The following is a 17,826-nucleotide window of genomic DNA, read 5'->3' on the forward strand; positions in this document are numbered from 1 at the left end:
TCTCAGGGATTGATTTTGTCTCAAGTGGAAGCCAATGCGCTAACTGCAGAGGTGGTGACGGAATATTTACGTGACCACCCTGATTTCTTTTTGTCTCGTCCAGAGCTTGTTGAGCGTTTAGCTCTGCCGCACCAAGACCAAGGTGCCGTTTCTCTCGTTCATGTCCAATTGCAGCGTCAACGTCAGCGAATTGAAGAGCTGGAAGAGGAAATTACGGCTCTGATGTCTCTTGCAAGACAAAATGACCAGACTTTCCATGATTTTATGAGCTTGCAGGAGCAGGTGCTCAAAAGTGATTCTGTTGTCGATGCAATAGACTCAGTCGAACAGCTTGCACAAGATTTGAACCTGGTTGCTTACATTAAGCTGCTGGATAGCCCATCAGCGCAATATCAATTAGCGGGTGATGTCTTCAAGCGTTTCGTGACGAACCATCTGAATGGTAAACCTGCTTATTTGGGGCGTCTGCGACAAACTGATCGTCAAAGCCTGTTTTCCGATGAAGAACAGGCACCCGAACTGGGTTCATACGTCGTCCTCCCTCTAGGATTCAAACAGCCTTTTGGTCTTCTCGCTTTTTCTAGTGAAGATGGTGGGCACTTCCAACCTCAGATGGATACTCTGTTTTTGCGCCACCTTGCGATGGTGCTTACCCATGTGATTAATACTCAACCTTGGAAAGCGGTAGTAGCGGATGAGCGAATCTGTAGCACCACTGCCTAAAGGGTTAGAAAAATCCTTGCTGCGCTTTTACGAATACTTGCGCAGTGAAAAAGGACTGAGTCTTCATACTCAACGCAACTACAAGCAGCAGCTAGAGACGATGGCTCAACACCTCGCCCAGATGGGGTTAAAGGACTGGACCCAGGTAGATGCCGCTTGGGTTAGACAGTTGGCGAGTAAAGGCATGCGCGAAGGAATGAAGGCGAGTAGTTTATCGACACGTCTTTCGTCGCTGCGTAGCTTTTTTGATTTTTTAGTCCTGCGTGGAGAGCTCTCTGCCAACCCTGCAAAAGGTGTTTCAGCACCTCGCAAACAGCGCCCTTTACCAAAAAACCTCGATGTTGATGAAGTCGGTCAATTACTGGAAGTGGATGACGACGATCCACTTGCGATTCGTGACCGCGCGATCATGGAACTGATGTATGGGGCCGGACTGCGTCTCGCGGAGTTGGTGAGTATTGATGTCCGCGATGTGCATCTGCGGAGTGGTGAGATCCGCGTTATAGGTAAAGGGGATAAAGAGCGTAAAGTTCCGTTTTCTGGTCAAGCAAAGGAGTGGGTTGAGCGCTGGTTGAAAGTGAGACCGAGTTTACTCAAAGGGGATGATCCAGCCTTGTTTATCTCCAAGCTTGGACAGCGTATCTCGCACCGTAATATTCAGAAACGCATGGCGGAATGGGGACAAAAACAAGGTGTCGCCAGTCATATTAGCCCACACAAGTTGCGCCACTCTTTTGCAACGCACGTTTTAGAGTCAAGCAACAACCTACGAGCAGTTCAAGAGCTACTGGGGCATGAGAATATCTCCACCACCCAAATCTACACGCACTTAGACTTCCAGCACCTTGCACAGGCGTATGATCAAGCGCACCCACGAGCGAAGAAAAAGGGCAATAACGGATGATTTTCTATCGACCATTTTCAACCATTGAGGCGATGACGTTCGATCTCGATGATACCCTCTACGACAATCGCCCCATCATCCGTCGCGTTGAGCAGCAGATGGTGTTGTGGCTGCATGAGCAGCACCCCATTTCCAAGACGCGCTCTCTGAGCTGGTGGCACAACACAAAATTGCAGGTGTTAGCTGAACAGCCAGAACTAAAGCATGACGTGACTCGTTGGCGCTATCGCCAAATAGAGTCAGGTCTAAATGCTCTCGGCTATAGTTCTGCGCAGGCGATGAAGGCCGCGGGTGAAGCGATTGATGAGGTGTTGCGCTTGCGAAGTGACTTTAGTGTGCCGCAGGAAACTCATCGCGTTATGAGTGAGTTATCTAAAAGAATGCCATTGATAGCGATAACCAATGGTAACGTTGATGTAGAAAGAATTGGCTTAGGGCAATACTTTCAGCGCGTTTACAAAGCAGGTCCTGATGGTCTGAGCAAGCCGAATGCGGATCTATTTGTACAAGCTGTGGACTTACTAAACCTACCAGCAGATAAAGTACTGCATGTCGGTGACCACTTACGCTCAGATGTTCGTGGCGCTAATTTAGCGGGGCTTAAAAGCTGTTGGATTAACGATCAGTCTAGTTGTTTGATGAAAGCCAAGCACGCGACAACGCTACCGGATGTTGAAATTACGCGCTTGGCTTCACTGCTTGAGCTTTAACTTTTGAGTGCGTGTCCGCTCTTATCTGCCTTAAATACCTGAGTGTAGTGGTCCAGAAATGGTGCGATTTTTTGACCATCCTTTGCATCACCATTCAGTTCTAGCAGCTCAGCGACGACCTCAAGTGTACAAAGATGCCCTTGTGATTGATTACGTCTGAGCTGATAGCGTGATGCCCCCTCAATATCTAAGTGCACTTTAGGAATGGTTTTCAACCAATCGCTCCTATTGAGCATTTTCTTTGCTTCTTGCCATGTTGCGTCCAGCACGATAAATAGAGGCGGTTTGTTCATACTTTCCACGGTCTCATTGCTCAAAAGGTGACTGTCCGAGCTTGGATAGAGAAGTACTGGCTCAAAGTGACCGCTTTTTAATTGTTCAATGAACGTTTCAGGCGGCGACTTTCTGTGCCAAATATGAACCTGGCAGTGTGAAAGCATTTTCCCTGCCCATTGGCCGGTATTAGTGTCACGTGATAACTCATTCTCATGCGTGAGTAGAGCGATGTGGGCTTGGCTCTCTAGCTTTGGGATTTGATCACAAATACACTGGTAGGCGAGGCCGCAGTTAGCGCATTGAGCCATTACATCACCACACCTTTTTGGGTCGGGTAAACGCCGTCTGCAAATAACAACACGCCACTGACCTCATTCGATTCAACCACGGGAGCAACACTTGGGTTTAGCGGATAGCTTGCCTCACCATAACTAAGGCGATGCTGCGCAGCTTGTGCTCCACCACCGTAAACATCAAACACCAGATCTTGCCAACCATTCGATTGGGTTGTTGCCAAACGAATCGGTGTGTTGACGAGGGTGATACGACTATTGAAGCGCCATTGTTGTTGATGGTCTTCGAAGATAAGCAAGGTACAACCGCCGCTGCCACACCAATCAAGAAGCACGAGCAACTCAGGGTTTCCATCACCATTGAGATCATGCTCTAGCCAACGATATTTAGTATTAGCAGGGTCGGTTTTGTGCAGCGAGAAATATTCACGCAGAGTCACATCCACCTTGCTATCAAACTGTGCAGAGCCGTTGATGTTTTGTGTACCAAGCCCCTGGGCTTTGCTAGATGCGTTCTCAACCTGAGCTTGTTGCACTTTGAATAAAGTTAAACCTCCGTCGGCGATCGGGTAGACAATCTCACTCACCTTCTCTTTTTTGGCGGTTAACTGATGCCCATCTCGAGTGAAAATCCGCTCCGATACCAGATATTGCTGCTGGTGGCGAGTCATCGTGACTTGGACTTGAGTTGGATTGAGTTGTTGCCAAAACCCACGCTCAACGGTAGAGGGCTGATCGTTTAAATACTCGTAAGTGGTCACTGCACTGTGGTCCGCATTAAGTTCCAGGTGCACAGTAAACAGTGGGTTATCAGTGGATTCAGCATGATAATAGCCCACCCATGATTCACTATGATCCTGGTTTGATAAGGTGGCACAACCTGTATATTCACGCTGTTGACTGTCAAATGAGGCTTGCCAACCATAGATAGAGTCGCTCATGCCATCATTACAGGTGTCTTGAATCATGTTTAGCTGAGCATTATCGCTTAAACGATAACGTCGCTGCTGTGCGTCCGTTTCTCCTGAAATGGTTGAACCTTCAATTTGATAGTGGACTTGCTCTTCACCAAGAATATTGAACGCTAGGCCTTTCTCTTCAAAGTTGGTAGACCAGAAAGGTTCATTACCAAATGCTCGAGTTGGCCTAGGTGGCATGTCACATCGCTGAGGGTTTTCTGCTGTTAGTAGGTTTATTGACTCAACCTGAAAGACAGCGTTGAAATCAGAATCAAAGCCGTGATGACTAGATGGTTTCAGGTAGCCGATAAACTCTCCATACATCGGCTGGTAGGGACGGCTGGTAAGAAATAGTGCTTGCTCCACCACATCACTCGGCATATTGAGCCAATATTGCTGCTGGCTGCCACAAGGCATAATCGTTCTAACCTCGTGGCCAACCACAACCTCTCCACGAATGATGAACGGTTGTGGCTGAATACTCTCTGGTGCATCTAAGCTTGCAAGGTTTGCGGGTGCCTCACTAGTATCGGTTGATGTGTTAGAGGGACTGGAGCAGGCTTGCAGCATCATAAGCATGCTGATTGCTGCTGGGTTTCTCAACGCCTTCATGATATATCTTCCTGATGTTCAAATAGATGGATCTGATTATGGCATATTGGCTGTTTAAAACCGAACCAGACACATTTTCTATTGATACCCTGAGGGCGCAAAAAAACTCATGTTGGGAAGGGGTTCGTAATTATCAGGCGCGAAACATGTTGCGTGATGACGTAAAACAAGGTGATTTGGTTTTCATCTATCACTCGTCCTGTAAACAGGTTGGAATTGCTGGCATCGCACGCGTTGTCAAAGAGTCATATCCGGATCATTTTGCTTTTGATCCGCAAAGTGACTATTGCGATGCTAAGTCCGATCCGAGTAATCCAAGGTGGATGATGGTGGACATTGAGTTTGTGCGTAAAACCGAGCGCCTGATCCCTTTAGCGCTACTGAAATCAATGCCGGAACTCAGTGAACTTCCTTTGGTTAAGCGAGGAAATCGTCTGTCGGTGATGCCAGTTTCAGAAATCGAGTGGCAAGCGATATTAACCAAAGAGACTCTAGCCAAATGATTGACATTAAGCCGAAAAAATAAAAAGGCAGTCGAGAGACTGCCTAGTGTTCGAGCAAGTGCAAGTACTGGGGGGAGCACTTACATCAGGAGCTGCTCTTTAAGGTAAACGGCAACAGCATCATCAGCATTGCTGCCAATGACTTCATTCTTCGGGAGTGCGTTAAACACTTTCGCATGAGAATCTGCCATAACCAGTCCTTTGCCAGCCATAGTCAGCATCTCCACATCATTCATACCATCACCAAACGCGATACAGTCTTGTAGCGACTTGCCAAGCGACTCTGCAACGGCTTTTAATGCTTCACCTTTAGACACACCCGCAGCCATGACTTCAAGACACCAAGGCGTTGAAAAAGCCACATTCACTTGGTCGCCAAAGTGTTGGTTCAGTTTGTCTTCTAGCACAACCAGATAGTCATGATCTTTCTCTGGATGAGTAAAGAAAATTTTCGCAATCCCCTCAGTTGGCGCTGCATGGGCATCGAAGAGTTGGTAATTAAATCCGCTCTCTTCATGGAAGTTTGCGAGGGTTGGATCGTGCCTGTCTAGCATCCACTCTTCATTACGATAGAGGTGGATAAACAGGTTTCTATCGTCCTTGGCAAGATCAACGATGTTCTGCACGATCTCACTTGGCACGTTATTGCTGTACATGAGTTTGTCATTTTGATCATGAACGCGAGCGCCATTTGAGGTAATCATGTAGGCAGGGATTCCCGCCGTCTTGCGAATACCAGCAACGTCAACGTGGTGTCGGCCGGTGGCAAAAATAAAGGTGAACCCTTGTTCTGATAGAGTGTTTAGTGTCTGCTTGGTGAAATCACTGAGCTGGTGGTTGGGTGCCAGCAAAGTACCATCGAGGTCAGAGGCAACAATAGAATAAGGTGTCTTTGCGTTCATAATTCTCTCAATCATGTAGAAAAAAGAGCGAGTGCTCAATCAAGGTAGCGGAGTGCTCTGCCAAACCTTAACAATTGATTTTATTCTAGATGAAAAAGAGGAAAAGAAAGAGGGTAAACATTCACAAGATGATTTCCCCCTTTAATAGTTGATTACGATGTCGAGTGGTTCTCGAAGAAAGTAAAGATGGTGTCTAAGGTCTCTTGTCGGTAGCTGTCTTGCTCAAATAGCAGCTCATGTCGCGCTCTGTAAACAATTTTTAGTGCACAGTCTTTTCGGGTTCGCGCCAGTCTGCGCATAAATCGAATCTGTGCCGAGTTAGACACGATTTTATCTTCACTTGCTTGAAGCATCAAAAGAGGCAATGAAATATCTTCTGCATCCGCATAGATATCTTGGATCGCATCGAGACTTTGCCACACCCAGTGGGTGCTTGGGCCGCCGAGTTTAAGTTGTGGCATCTCTTCGTAGAGATCTCTGAACCAGTGATAACGGCCGGCACTTTGCGTGAGGGGGTTATCTGCAAATGGTTTCGCGTAATAGGCTTTATGGCCCGGGGCATACTGTGGCTCCCTCGCTAGCTTGCTCATCAAATAAATCAGCGGCTTTGCGATTGGAGCAAGGTAGCTTGGCATCTCTATCCCCATCATAGGAGCAGTGAGGGCCACCGCTTTAAATTGCTGGGGTTGATACTCTTGAAGATAGCGAGTGGTAATCGCCCCTCCCATTGAATGAGCCAGGAGGTATCGCGACTGATAGTCCTCGAGTGAAAAGTGGTCGATGAGACATGCAAGGTCATGCACGTAATCATCAAACTTATCAACATAGCCGATGTCTTTGTTAGAGGTTAAGCGCTCTGATAGACCTTGGCCACGATGATCAAAGGAATAAACATCAAAGCCCTGGTTATACAGGTCGAAAAACAGCTCTTGGTACTTCCAATAGGATTCGACACGTCCATTGACCACGACAATCGCTTTAGTGTGTTGGCTGTTCGTCAGCTTACACCAAGCAATGCGTTTGCCATCGGTGGTCGAAAATTCTCCCTCTTGGCGCTGTTGCCATACTTTAAAGATATTCCCACAAATAGACTGTTCAAATTCAGACTCTTGGGAAAGCGAATAAGGAGAGAGTTGGGGCATAAAAGTCCTTGATGAGCACAGATAAATAAAAATGATTAAGACAAAGTATATCTCGAATATTGTGCCTGATTAAAAATGAAAAATTAATTTCAAAATGGTTATTTGTTTAGTGTATTAATTGTTTTTTACATATTTATCATGAATATACTGCGCATAATAGCGAAATAGTCGTACTTTTTGAGTAAATTACTTTTCATCGTTATTCGCATTTGTTACTTTGCTCTACCTATCCAGGGTTTGGAATTTCTATTGGAAGATAAAGTGGATTTTATCAGTTATGCCAAGTACTTATATCGCACGTCAGCCTATTTTTAATGCCAAGCGTCATACGCTAGGGTATGAGCTATTGTTTCGCGATGGTGAGAGTAATGCATTTCCCGCGCATATAGAGTCCAATCGTGCGACCTATCGTTTAATCGCTGAAAATTTCCTATCTTTTGGAACAAATCCATCGGTAAATCAATCACGCTGCTTTATTAATTTTCCTTATGAATCCTTAATTAGGAAGCTACCACTCACCCTCCCGAAAGATAAAATAGTGGTCGAAGTATTAGAATCGTGTCCTCCAACAGAAGAGTTATTGCTCGCACTAAAAGAACTTCATCGAGCGGGTTATCTCATCGCTCTAGATGATTTTGTGTATACGCCAGAATGGTCACGCTTTTTACCCTTTGTGCGTATCATTAAAGTCGACTTGGTGCAGATGGGGATTGAAGGTGCCTGTCAAATGGTGGAAGAGATGAAGCAAAAGGGTACTCGTAAACTCTTTCTGGCAGAAAAAGTGGAATCTATCGAGGAGTTTCACCGAACAAAAGAAGCTGGGTTTAGTTTTTTTCAGGGGTACTTTTTCAGTAAGCCAGAGGTGTTAAAGCAGCGATACGTGAGCCCTGAATATCTCATCGCGATGCAGCTCTTCCAGGAGATTTGTCGCAAAGAAGTCGATTTTGCTAAGCTTGAGTCAATTGTTACTCAAGATGTCACTTTGTCCTTTAAGTTGCTCAAGTTTGTCAACACTATGTCTGATAGGGTGTCGGTACAAATTTCCTCATTTCGTCAGGCGTTAGTGTACCTTGGGCAAGAGAAGCTAAAAATGTTTCTCTCTCTCGCATTAGCTTCTTATGTTAGTGGCAAAAAACCACGTGAGGTCTACACACTTTCTCTGCAAAGAGCACAGTTTTGTCAGCAGATGTCCGCGAAAAACCCTTTTACCGAGCATCGTGAACGGGCGTTTATGATCGGTTTATTCTCGATGTTAGACTCACTACTCGATGTATCGATAGAAGCGATCGTTGGCGATCTTCCTGTTGATGAGTCGATCAAGGACGCGTTGATCTCTCGAACCGGTCCTTATGGCTTGTTGCTTCAAGCAGAAGAAAGTTTTGAGCGCGGTGAGTGGTCTGTGGTTAAACAGATTTGCCAGCAGTTAGACTTTGATTACGACCAACTAGTAAATGAATGTATGCAGGCTCAACAATGGAGCCACGAAATCTCTCAAATTTCATAGCTTCCCCACCTTCTAGTTTTTACCGCTATCCTTATTGTTAAACTTTTATGACTGTGAACGGCACAAGCTTGCCTTGTAAACTAAGATATGTTTATATCTGCCTATCCGTATATGTGAATTTAAATTATGCTACCACATCAGTTTTTCAAACTACTGTCAGATGAGACGCGAGTACGCTGTTTACTTCTGATTGCTCGAGAAAGCGGCATATGTGTTGGTGAACTCACTGAAGCCATTCAAGAGAGCCAGCCTAAAGTATCCCGTCACTTAGCTCAACTGAGAGCGCAGGGTCTCGTTCGTGATGAGCGTCGTGGACAGTGGGTTTATTACCATCTGGCAGAGAATCTGCCTGGGTGGGCAAAGAAAGTGATTGAAGATATTGCTGCATCACAATGCTTGAAAGCAGAGTATCAACAAGATTTGAATCGATTGCAGGGCATGAATCGTGCCTCTTGCTGTGATTAATTTGACTCGATAGAGAGAATAAGAGTTATGACAATTAAAGTCGGAATTAATGGTTTTGGTCGTATTGGTCGTCTTGCACTGCGTGCAGCGTTTGACTGGGAAGAGCTAGAGTTTGTACTCATCAATGATGTTGCGGGTGATACTGCGACCCTTGCCCACCTTTTAGAGTTTGATTCTGTTCAAGGTCGCTGGCATCACGAAGTGACAGCTGAAGGTAGTGAGATGATCATTGACGGTCAGCGTGTCAAAACGACTCAAGAGCGCGATATCGACGCGATTGATTGGTCTGGCTGCGATGTTGTTATTGAAGCAACAGGCGTTCATCGCAAGTCGGAGTTCCTGAATAAATACCTCGCTCAAGGCGTTAAGCGCGTTGTGGTTTCTGCACCTGTAAAAGAAGACGGCATCGCGAACATCGTCGTAGGTGTGAATGATGAGATTTTCGAACCTGCAGTGCACAAAATTGTTACTGCTGCGTCTTGTACCACCAACTGTATTGCACCGGTGGTTAAGGTTATTAACGAGAAATTGGGGATTGAGAACGCGTCATTCACCACGATTCATGATCTGACGAACACGCAAACCATTCTAGATGCACCGCACAAGGATCTGCGTCGTGCTCGTGCATGCGGTATGAGTTTGATCCCGACAACAACCGGCTCTGCAAAGGCTATCGTTGAAATCTTCCCTGAGCTAGAGAACCGTATTAACGGTCACGCTGTGCGTGTACCGCTAGCGAATGCCTCTCTAACCGATATTATCTTTGAGGTGAAGCAAGACACGACAGCAGAGGAAGTTAACGCGCTGCTCAAAGAAGCTTCAGAGAACGAGCTAAAAGGCATTCTTGGCTATGAAGAGCGCCCGCTAGTCTCTATCGATTATAAGGGTGACCAACGCTCAACCATCGTTGATGCACTATCAACCATGCTAGTGGGCAAGCGTATGGTGAAGATCTACGCTTGGTACGACAATGAAATGGGTTATGCAACACGTACTGCTGAGTTAGTGCGTAAAGTAGGCTTGGCGTAAGTTAGAGAATTAGGAGATAACAATGACACATCCAACATGGCAACTAGACTTAGAAAAAGGTGCACTCATCCTAACGCCATGCCCAGGCACAAAAGAAACAGACCTTGATGCTTCTCTAGCTCAGCTAAAAGAGCAGGGCGTTGAAGCGATTGTAACCGCACTTGATGATGCAGAACTTGCAAGCAAAGACGTTGCAGCACTGGGTGAGAAAACACAAGCGCTTGGTATGCAATGGTTCCAAATCGAAATTGAAGACGACTGTGCACCGGGTGCTGAATTTGCCGCTAAGTGGCAAGCGGCTAGCCCTGCATTGCATGCTGTTGTTGATAATGGCGGTAAGGTAGCGATGCACTGCATGGGCGGTTCGGGTCGTACAGGTCTTTTGGCTGCACACCTTCTGTTAGAAAAAGAGTGGTCACTAGAGACTATCTTTGAGCAGGTTAAAGCTCTGCGTCCTGGCGCTTTTACTAAGCCAGTACAGATCGACTACATCCAGTCGGTCGCGCAGTAATTACCCCTCTATGAGCTTTTGGGTTGCCATGATCCAAAAGCTCTTCTTTCCCCATTCGGTCATTGATTATGATTGCTCAACTCGACAAAAGTATTCGTCAATACATCCTTGTTACGTTTAACTACTGGAACTTTACCCTTACTGACGGTGCCTTGCGTATGCTGGTGGTACTGTACTTTCACGACTTAGGGTATAGCTCTTTAGCGATAGCGTCCCTGTTCCTTTTCTATGAATTTTTTGGTGTGGTGACCAACCTTATCGGAGGATGGCTTGGTGCACGACTGGGTCTGAATAAGACCATGAATATTGGCTTAGGAATGCAAATATTTGCCCTTGCTATGCTTGCAGTACCAAGCACATGGCTGACGATTCCATGGGTGATGGCTGCTCAAGCACTATCGGGCATCGCCAAAGATTTGAATAAGATGAGTGCGAAAAGCTCGATAAAGACCTTGGTTCCTGACGAACAGCAAGGGGCTCTTTATAAATGGGTTGCTATTCTAACGGGTTCAAAAAACGCGTTGAAAGGGGCAGGCTTTTTCTTAGGTGGTGCTCTTTTAATGGCATTTGGTTTCCAAGTGGCCGTCGCAATTATGGCTGCAGTGCTGCTGGTGGTATTGATAGGTAGCCTGATCTTCCTTGAGAGTGATTTAGGTAAAGCCAAGTCAAAGCCGAAATTTAGCCAAATTTTCTCTAAGTCGGAATCCATCAACATCCTCTCCGCAGCTCGCATGTTCTTGTTCGGTGCGCGTGATGTGTGGTTTGTGGTCGCGCTACCGATTTATCTTGGAAGCGTGTTCGGTTGGGATCATCTTTGGGTAGGTGGTTTTCTAGCCCTTTGGGTTATCGCGTATGGTTTTGTACAAGGTATTGCTCCTCGTATTACGGGTAAAGCCGATGGCCGTGTTCCTAATGGTGGAGCCGCGCTTATTTGGGCCGTTTTGCTTGCGATGGTGACCGGGCTTATCGCGCTTGGTGTGCAGTATGAGTGGCACCCTCAATTTGTCATCGTGTTTGGTCTTTTGTTGTTCGGGGCGATTTTTGCCGTCAACTCATCACTGCACTCGTACCTGATAGTGAGCTATGCAAAGGGTGATGGAGTTTCTCTTGATGTGGGCTTCTATTACATGGCAAATGCGATGGGCCGTTTGATTGGTACGGTTCTCTCTGGATGGGTGTTCCAAGTTGCAGGGCTAGCCGCTTGCTTGTGGGTATCGTTCGCATTTCTGATTCTCACAGCGCTAATATCAATTAAGCTGCCAAAGGTGCGTCCAGTCGCAACGGCGTAGTGCAAACTTCACTGACTCTGTACATAAAGCTGACCAAAGCATAGCTTGGTCAGCTTTTTTATTGCTATAGTCAAAGACATACGAACGATTAATGGCTAAGGGATAGTGATGAGAGAACGGGTTCTGTGTTTTGATATGATGCGATGTGTTGCCGCTGTTGCGGTTATTGCAATACATGTATTGGCCCCTTATCGACATGAACTTAACTCGATACCTTTTGACCAATGGCTGACGGCGATCACGGTGAATGGTATTAGCCGTTGGGCGGTTCCAGTTTTTATTCTGATTTCAGGTGCGCTGATGTTGTCAGACACACGCCCGTTTGATGGCAAGTACTATGTCAAACGAAGGCTTGGGAAGGTGTTGATCCCCTTTATTCTCTGGTCGCTGTTTTATGCTTATTTCTCTGGCTGGACTGCTCAAGGCTTTGATGCACAGGTGAGTCAAACGGTATTAGGAGAAAGTCTACACCATGCCACTTACTACCACCTCGGCTTCTTCTATTACTTTATCCCACTCTATTTCGTGATCCCACTTTTTCAGTGGGCTCTACGCCAATATGGTGAGCCAGCTTTGTATGCCTATGTGGGTGTCTGGTTAGTCACTAGCTTACTGTTCCTACTACGGATCGATGGCTTTTGGAGCAATGAATTATGGTTATTCAGTGGTTATTTACCTTTGGGTTACCTGTTGTTCAAAAAGGTACCCTTGCAGCGTAAGCCCGTCGCAATTTCAGTTTTGTTAGGCATCGCTGCGTTAGTATTAACGGTCACCATGGTCGTGCAGCTCAGTGTGGCCAATGGTGAGTATTCAGTGGGACGCTGGTTTTCATACAAAACACTGAATGTCATTCTGGCCGCTTCAATGGTCTTTATGCTGTGCCGATATTTCGGCGAAGGCTTATCTCAAGGAAAGCAGAGGGTGGTGAGCCTGGTTAGCCAATACAGCTTAGGTATTTATATTCTTCACCCTATCTTCCTTTGGCCGATGAAAGAGTATGGCTGGCATCAGGGGCACCCTGTTTGGGTTATTCCGGTATGGATCGTGATCAGTGGTGCCGGCGCTCTTGGGTTGAGCTGGTGTTTTGCACAATCAAAATGGACTCGCTGGATGCTCCCTTAGCGTTGTAAGGCAAAGTGGATAAATTGATCGCCGCGATAGGTTAAAGCGCCTTTATCCCCCGGTGTTAGGGCTTGATAATAGTGCGGGGTCACTTGGAACTCACGTTTAGGTCCAAAGTGGCCTTTTTGTACATAAATCCAATACTCCTGTGTATCTTGACCGATTTGTTGTCGTTGCAAGTCAATATCAATACTTTGCTTGTCGAGTATTGTCACGTTGACGGTTTGCTCGGGAGCATTGAGGCCTTGATTGTGCTGGGTGAAGTTCTTCCAACACAACCAGCCTGCTAATATCGCTAATAACCCTATTGTGACAAAAAGTGGTGAAAGCATCCTCTATCTCCTTTATTGAGCTGTAACAATATTACTCTGCGGTTTCTCCAAAAATCACAATAAGCCATACATTTCGTGACGCATATCTTATTGAAATATCAGATTTGTCGAGGTGATTTCACCTTCGTTACTTGGTGTAGTACACAGTTATGAACAAAAAGACTCGAATTATCTAATGAGCTGATAAAGAATTAGTGAAAAGGACATACGTAGGTAGGGAGGTCACTATGTCTGATATCGAAAAAGTGGTTGTCCGTACTCGACGATTAGAGAAGTTATTGAGAGCACAGTACCATGCCGAGGGGCGAGGTTTACATCAGCTGATCTCTAGCTGTGAAGAGCGCTTGCCTCATGATGTGATTAGTCGACTGCGTTTTGTTGCGACCATAAGAAACAAAGTGGTTCACGAAGAAGACTTTGCGTTCAAAGAAGTGGATGATTTTTTCGCGGCATGTGATTTGTGTGAGGAAGATCTAACACCAAGGAGCAGTCGTTTCATTTGGCGAGCGGCAATGTGGTTGATGGTATTGATAACTACGATGGCCATTGTTTTTTATTACATTCACTGGGATACGCTAGAGCGTTTTCTGTAGTTGAATTGAAAAAGTGGTACTAAAAAGGGGGACGCTGTGCGTCCCCCTTTTTGTTATAGGCCCTAAACCACCGCCTAGGGCGGTGGTGATTGTCCCTTTGGGCTCTTGCCCGAAGGAGTGCCCATGTTAAAAGTTAATCTCTTATTCACCACAAGTAAGAGGAAACAAATAACATGAGCGACTATAGAAGTTCATCACATGTATATTGGCGTTGCAAATACCATATTGTATGGACGCCAAAGTATAGGTTCAGGATTTTGAAAGGTAATGTAGCCAAAGAGCTCTACCGGTCAATCTACATTTTTGTGCAATATGAAAGATTGCGAAGTCCTAGAGCTGAGTATCCAAGAAGATCACGTTCATCTGGTAATAATAGTGCCGCCTAAAGTCTCGATATCGACTCTAATGGGGGTACTAAAGGGAAGGGCTGCAATCCGATTGTTCAACAAATTTCCACATATAAGAAAACGATTGTGGGGAAATCATTTCTGGGCAAAAGGTTACTTTGTGGACACGATTGGTGTTAACGAGCAAATTATACGAAGGTATGTACGTCACCAGGAGAAGAAAGAGTTGGAGCACGAGGCTCAGTTGGAGATGAAGATGGACTAACCATCTCGTTTGCCCCCTTATAGGGGGCTCAAAGCAAAACCGCCTTCTCAGAAGGCGGTCAGTTTACTTTTTTGATGAGATTAGTACATCATTGGCAGTGTCATCAGACCGAATACCACTGCAATCATTACCAATCCTTGCTTTTGAGATGAAGTCATCTTGCCACTGCTCCTAAATTCTTGTGATGTGAAGATAATAATACTTTTTAGTGTTAAGTGCAAATTAGATCTTAAAGGCGACAAAAAATTAACTTTATCGAGTCGATAAGGTGCTTTTGTTAGGTATTTGTCATGGTTATTTTAGGTGTTTATAATGTTAATGGAAATGTAGTTGTGGATTAAAGTGCTGATTTTAAATTATTTTATCTTTGGTTTTTATGTGGTTTAATTTTAATCATACGATTATAGGGCCTTGGTAGTTAAGCTAGGTGTTATTCCTCAAATAGGGTTGGTTTTCGCCATTTAACTAGCCAGTATATCTACTTGTCATACCACTCTCTTAAAGAGCGTTACTTAAGCTGACTATCAATGATGATTCAGAAGACAAATGGCCATCACGGCTCAGGCAAACGTTTGCCTTTAAAATATTAATTATAAATCACTGATTTAAAGTGTTATTTTGTTTTGGTTTTCTATTGTCTTCACCATGGTTTTTTCGATTTTAAGTATCAAAATCAAAGGTGTAGGTATACTTATTGCGATGCTAGTGAAAAACTAAGGCTAAAAGAGGTAAAGTGAGAGTTTTACTTGGTTAGCTCATCTAGATCCAAGTTTTGAGCTTGCTGACTAGACTTCACATCACTACGCCATACACTGGCCATCTCAGTTCATTCTAGGTGGTTTATATGTGGTTTTGGTTTACGGTTGCATTGTCAGGGTTGTTGGGCAGTGAAGCGGCATTAGGTCGTAACTCAACCAAAGCAATACTGTTTAAACTGCTCTCATTTGCTTGCTTATTGTTGGGTGTCTTTAAAGCAGAGCTCAGTTTTAGTTTGCTGCTTGCCATTTCAACGGGTTTGGTCAGCAGTGCTGGAGCTGATATTCTGTTTTTTGTTAAACAGCGACGACGTCTAAGCTACCTAGCCTTTATCTCGTCACAGCTCTGTTTTAGTTGGGCATTTTGGCAACAGCTCGAAGGGCCAGTGTTCCTGTGGTTACCTGCACTACTCTTTGCTGTTGCTATCGTGCTATTTTTATTATTGCTCCCAAGGATTGATAGCACATTAGTGCCCACGGCAATAACAGGCTTCATTGCTGTAGAACTGGCTTGTGCTGCAGGTGAGGTTTGGCTGAGTTCGCCAAACCTATCGAACTTGTTAGGCTTTCTAGGGTGCTTACTTATGCCAATCTCGGTCATCTTGGTCTCTCTAAGAGTCGACCAAGCGGTGCTTTGGCAAGATCGCCGACTCTCATCTTTCTTGTTCTTATTGGCGAATGCTCTGATAGTGGCATCTGTTCTAATCTAGAAATAATCACAGTGTGGGCTCTGTTTGGCCTTTAGGGTAAGATGTGCGCCAAAATAGGAGGACGCCATGTCTCAAGAAATCCACGCACATAAAATTCTTAATCTTCTTCGTGAGCAGCCGATGTCTCGTGAAGCACTGCAACTTAAAGTTGACCAAGAGTTTGGTCAGCATGCGTCATTTCGCACTTGTAAGCTCAATGGATTTTCACTCAATGACTTACTTGAGTTTTTCTTTGCAAGAGAGAAAGTGATTGAGGCAGACGGACGTCTGCATATCAATGAAGAGAACGTGTGTAGCCACCACTAAATACAGAGGATAACGCCTTATGGATATACTGGCCGCTGCAACCATGTTGTTTCTGATCATGGATCCGCTAGGTAACTTACCGATCGTACTGTCTATTTTGAAGCATATCGATAAGAAGCGTCAGCGGATGGTGCTGGTTAGAGAACTGCTTTTCGCGCTGGCGATACTGATGTTGTTCCTGTTTGCGGGTAAAGGCATCATGAACTTTCTGCAAGTTCAACCCGAAACGCTCAGTATTTCGGGTGGTATTATTCTCTTCATTATCGCTATCAAAATGATATTTCCAAGTGCTGGAAGCATTACGGGGTTAGCCGCTGGTGAGGAGCCATTTATCGTGCCGCTTGCCATCCCTATGATTGCAGGTCCGTCTGTAATCGCGGCTCTGCTGCTGTTATCAAGTCAGCATCCAGATAAGCTAACAGAGCTTTCCATTGCGGTATTACTTGCATGGGGGGCCACCTTCTTCATTTTGATGTTCTATGGTTTATTCCATAAACTGCTTGGTGAGCGAGGGTTGAAGGCCATTGAAAGGTTGATGGGCTTATTGCTTGTGATGATCTCAACACAAATGTTCCTAGACGGTGTAAAAGGGTACCTCGGTTAACGACCTAACCGCCCTTTTACACTCAGACTACGCCGATCAAGATGAGGTATCGCTCATTTGGTCGGCGTACTTGTATTTGATACCCAATAGGCCGACGACACCAAATACCACCAATGACAACTTATCCCCAAAGGTTAGAGCAACCCGTTGTCGTATTGCCGTAATGAAAATCGCTGCCTGCATGGCATGCATCAATATCATAAATCCAAGGATGACGAACAACACGATGTTGACTCCCTTGGGGTATGAAATGAAAAAGTTACTCAATAAAACACCCCAAACCGCAAGAAATAGTCCTTTTGCTAACAGAATGAGCCACTTCATTTTACTTCACCTCTCTCTCATAGAGTCGAAAGGCCACTTGTCCCGCTTGTTTTTCGCGATGCAGTGACCACGTTGATGGAACATTGCTGACATCGAGCTCTTTTTCCGTTTCAAGATAAATCATCGCGTTGTCGCTTAACCAGCCATTTTGCTCTAAAAGTGTGATGCACTCATCCACTAAGCCTTGATGAAAAGGCGGATCGATAAATACAACATCATGGGCAGTACCCGGCTGTTTTAGGTAAGCAAGTGCATCTGTCTGCACTGCTAGGATATTATCAGCTTTGAGCGTCGCAATATTGGTTTTTAGCTGATTAAATGCTTTGCTGTTGAGTTCAAGCATGGTCACTTTTTCTGCCTGGCGGGAGGCCGCTTCAAAACCGAGTCCACCAGAGCCTGCAAAGACATCTAAACATAGAGCGCGTGGAACATCTTGGGCAAGCCAGTTGAAAACGGTCTCTTTTACTCTGTCGGTGGTTGGTCGTAGACCTTCAGCGTCGTGTACTGGCAGCTTTCTACCGCGCCACAAACCACTAATAATGCGAATTGAGCCAAGAGAAGCTTGTTTTTGTGATGAATTTTGCTGGCGTCGTCTTACCATAGATTTTTTGACCGCTAATTAAGTGTTACTATATTCAGTCGCTCA

The 17,826-nt window shown here is 45.3% G+C and carries 21 protein-coding genes and 1 pseudogene; 15 read left to right on the forward strand and 7 right to left on the reverse strand.

Translation table 11 applies throughout. From position 1 onward, the window contains the following. Positions 1-15: 15 nt before the first annotated feature. The 3 genes from GT360_RS00760 to yigB are packed head-to-tail and all read left to right on the forward strand — an operon-like array spanning position 16 to position 2,337. On the forward strand, positions 16-723 hold the full coding sequence (locus GT360_RS00760; protein WP_164647075.1) for a DUF484 family protein: 708 nt from the start codon (positions 16-18) through the stop codon (positions 721-723). Continuing rightward, positions 695-1,627, forward strand: coding sequence for a tyrosine recombinase XerC (gene xerC, locus GT360_RS00765; RefSeq protein WP_164647076.1), 933 nt, complete (start codon positions 695-697; stop codon positions 1,625-1,627). Before GT360_RS00760 ends, xerC begins: the two co-directional genes overlap by 29 nt. After that, positions 1,624-2,337: a 5-amino-6-(5-phospho-D-ribitylamino)uracil phosphatase YigB gene (gene yigB / locus GT360_RS00770; RefSeq protein WP_164647077.1), complete on the forward strand. Its 714-nt coding sequence runs from the start codon at positions 1,624-1,626 to the stop codon at positions 2,335-2,337. The genes xerC and yigB overlap by 4 nt, the downstream gene beginning before the upstream one ends. Here yigB and GT360_RS00775 read toward each other — a convergent pair. Both GT360_RS00775 and GT360_RS00780 read right to left on the reverse strand, forming a co-directional pair. Next, positions 2,334-2,921 (reverse strand): tRNA-uridine aminocarboxypropyltransferase, encoded by a 588-nt coding sequence (locus tag GT360_RS00775; protein ID WP_164647078.1) that lies wholly within the window; start codon positions 2,919-2,921, stop codon positions 2,334-2,336. The two genes, yigB and GT360_RS00775, sit on opposite strands and share 4 nt — an antisense overlap. Further along, on the reverse strand, positions 2,921-4,477 hold the full coding sequence (locus GT360_RS00780; protein WP_164647079.1) for a COG3650 family protein: 1,557 nt from the start codon (positions 4,475-4,477) through the stop codon (positions 2,921-2,923). The genes GT360_RS00775 and GT360_RS00780 overlap by 1 nt, the downstream gene beginning before the upstream one ends. A gap of 38 nt (positions 4,478-4,515) precedes the next feature. Here GT360_RS00780 and GT360_RS00785 point away from each other — a divergent pair, with 38 nt between their 5' ends. Beyond that, entirely contained in the window at positions 4,516-4,980 is a 465-nt protein-coding gene (locus GT360_RS00785) for an EVE domain-containing protein (RefSeq protein ID WP_164647080.1), read from the forward strand. An 80-nt stretch (positions 4,981-5,060) separates the two neighbouring features. Here the strand turns inward: GT360_RS00785 and GT360_RS00790 are convergent, their stop codons facing one another. Both GT360_RS00790 and GT360_RS00795 read right to left on the reverse strand, forming a co-directional pair. Continuing rightward, entirely contained in the window at positions 5,061-5,882 is an 822-nt protein-coding gene (locus tag GT360_RS00790; RefSeq protein ID WP_164647081.1) for a Cof-type HAD-IIB family hydrolase, read from the reverse strand. Between the two features lie 152 nt (positions 5,883-6,034). After that, complete coding sequence (locus GT360_RS00795) at positions 6,035-7,024, reverse strand: alpha/beta fold hydrolase (RefSeq protein WP_164647082.1); 990 nt, start codon at positions 7,022-7,024, stop codon at positions 6,035-6,037. Positions 7,025-7,301: 277 nt separating this feature from the next. Here GT360_RS00795 and GT360_RS00800 point away from each other — a divergent pair, with 277 nt between their 5' ends. The 6 genes from GT360_RS00800 (at position 7,302) to GT360_RS00825 (ending at position 12,944) form a co-directional block, all read left to right on the forward strand. Next, complete coding sequence (locus tag GT360_RS00800) at positions 7,302-8,528, forward strand: EAL and HDOD domain-containing protein (RefSeq protein ID WP_164647083.1); 1,227 nt, start codon at positions 7,302-7,304, stop codon at positions 8,526-8,528. A gap of 126 nt (positions 8,529-8,654) precedes the next feature. Continuing rightward, positions 8,655-8,993, forward strand: coding sequence for a metalloregulator ArsR/SmtB family transcription factor (locus tag GT360_RS00805; RefSeq protein WP_164647084.1), 339 nt, complete (start codon positions 8,655-8,657; stop codon positions 8,991-8,993). Positions 8,994-9,020: 27 nt separating this feature from the next. Beyond that, positions 9,021-10,022 carry an ArsJ-associated glyceraldehyde-3-phosphate dehydrogenase gene (locus tag GT360_RS00810; protein ID WP_164647085.1) on the forward strand — a complete coding sequence of 334 codons (1,002 nt, stop codon included), beginning with the start codon at positions 9,021-9,023 and terminating at the stop codon, positions 10,020-10,022. A gap of 22 nt (positions 10,023-10,044) precedes the next feature. Beyond that, positions 10,045-10,533, forward strand: a complete 489-nt coding sequence (locus GT360_RS00815) for a cyclin-dependent kinase inhibitor 3 family protein (RefSeq protein WP_164647086.1) — start codon at positions 10,045-10,047, stop codon at positions 10,531-10,533. Positions 10,534-10,601: 68 nt separating this feature from the next. After that, positions 10,602-11,822 (forward strand): organoarsenical effux MFS transporter ArsJ, encoded by a 1,221-nt coding sequence (gene arsJ / locus GT360_RS00820; RefSeq protein ID WP_164647087.1) that lies wholly within the window; start codon positions 10,602-10,604, stop codon positions 11,820-11,822. Positions 11,823-11,930: 108 nt separating this feature from the next. Continuing rightward, entirely contained in the window at positions 11,931-12,944 is a 1,014-nt protein-coding gene (locus GT360_RS00825) for an acyltransferase (protein WP_164647088.1), read from the forward strand. Here GT360_RS00825 and GT360_RS00830 read toward each other — a convergent pair. After that, on the reverse strand, positions 12,941-13,276 hold the full coding sequence (locus GT360_RS00830; RefSeq protein ID WP_164647089.1) for a DUF2500 domain-containing protein: 336 nt from the start codon (positions 13,274-13,276) through the stop codon (positions 12,941-12,943). The two genes, GT360_RS00825 and GT360_RS00830, sit on opposite strands and share 4 nt — an antisense overlap. A gap of 227 nt (positions 13,277-13,503) precedes the next feature. On the opposite strand from GT360_RS00830, the gene GT360_RS00835 reads away from it, so the two are divergent. From GT360_RS00835 to GT360_RS00855, 5 genes and pseudogenes are all read left to right on the forward strand, one after another. Continuing rightward, positions 13,504-13,869 (forward strand): DUF4145 domain-containing protein, encoded by a 366-nt coding sequence (locus GT360_RS00835; protein ID WP_164647090.1) that lies wholly within the window; start codon positions 13,504-13,506, stop codon positions 13,867-13,869. Positions 13,870-14,042: 173 nt separating this feature from the next. After that, positions 14,043-14,481, forward strand: a pseudogene (gene tnpA, locus GT360_RS00840) (IS200/IS605 family transposase). Positions 14,482-15,325: 844 nt separating this feature from the next. Then, positions 15,326-15,946 (forward strand): lysoplasmalogenase family protein, encoded by a 621-nt coding sequence (locus tag GT360_RS00845; protein WP_164647091.1) that lies wholly within the window; start codon positions 15,326-15,328, stop codon positions 15,944-15,946. A 66-nt stretch (positions 15,947-16,012) separates the two neighbouring features. Then, positions 16,013-16,252, forward strand: a complete 240-nt coding sequence (locus GT360_RS00850; RefSeq protein ID WP_164647092.1) for a YecH family metal-binding protein — start codon at positions 16,013-16,015, stop codon at positions 16,250-16,252. Between the two features lie 19 nt (positions 16,253-16,271). Continuing rightward, positions 16,272-16,856, forward strand: coding sequence for a YhgN family NAAT transporter (locus GT360_RS00855; RefSeq protein ID WP_164647093.1), 585 nt, complete (start codon positions 16,272-16,274; stop codon positions 16,854-16,856). Between the two features lie 36 nt (positions 16,857-16,892). On the opposite strand, the gene GT360_RS00860 is transcribed toward GT360_RS00855, so the two are convergent. Together GT360_RS00860 and rsmD are read right to left on the reverse strand one after the other, a co-directional pair. Next, positions 16,893-17,180 (reverse strand): DUF1145 domain-containing protein, encoded by a 288-nt coding sequence (locus GT360_RS00860; protein WP_164647094.1) that lies wholly within the window; start codon positions 17,178-17,180, stop codon positions 16,893-16,895. Position 17,181: 1 nt separating this feature from the next. Continuing rightward, entirely contained in the window at positions 17,182-17,781 is a 600-nt protein-coding gene (gene rsmD / locus GT360_RS00865) for a 16S rRNA (guanine(966)-N(2))-methyltransferase RsmD (protein ID WP_164647095.1), read from the reverse strand. Between the last annotated feature and the right edge of the window lie 45 nt (positions 17,782-17,826).

It is taken from the genome of Vibrio astriarenae, from assembly GCF_010587385.1.
Lineage (GTDB): Bacteria > Pseudomonadota > Gammaproteobacteria > Enterobacterales > Vibrionaceae > Vibrio > Vibrio astriarenae.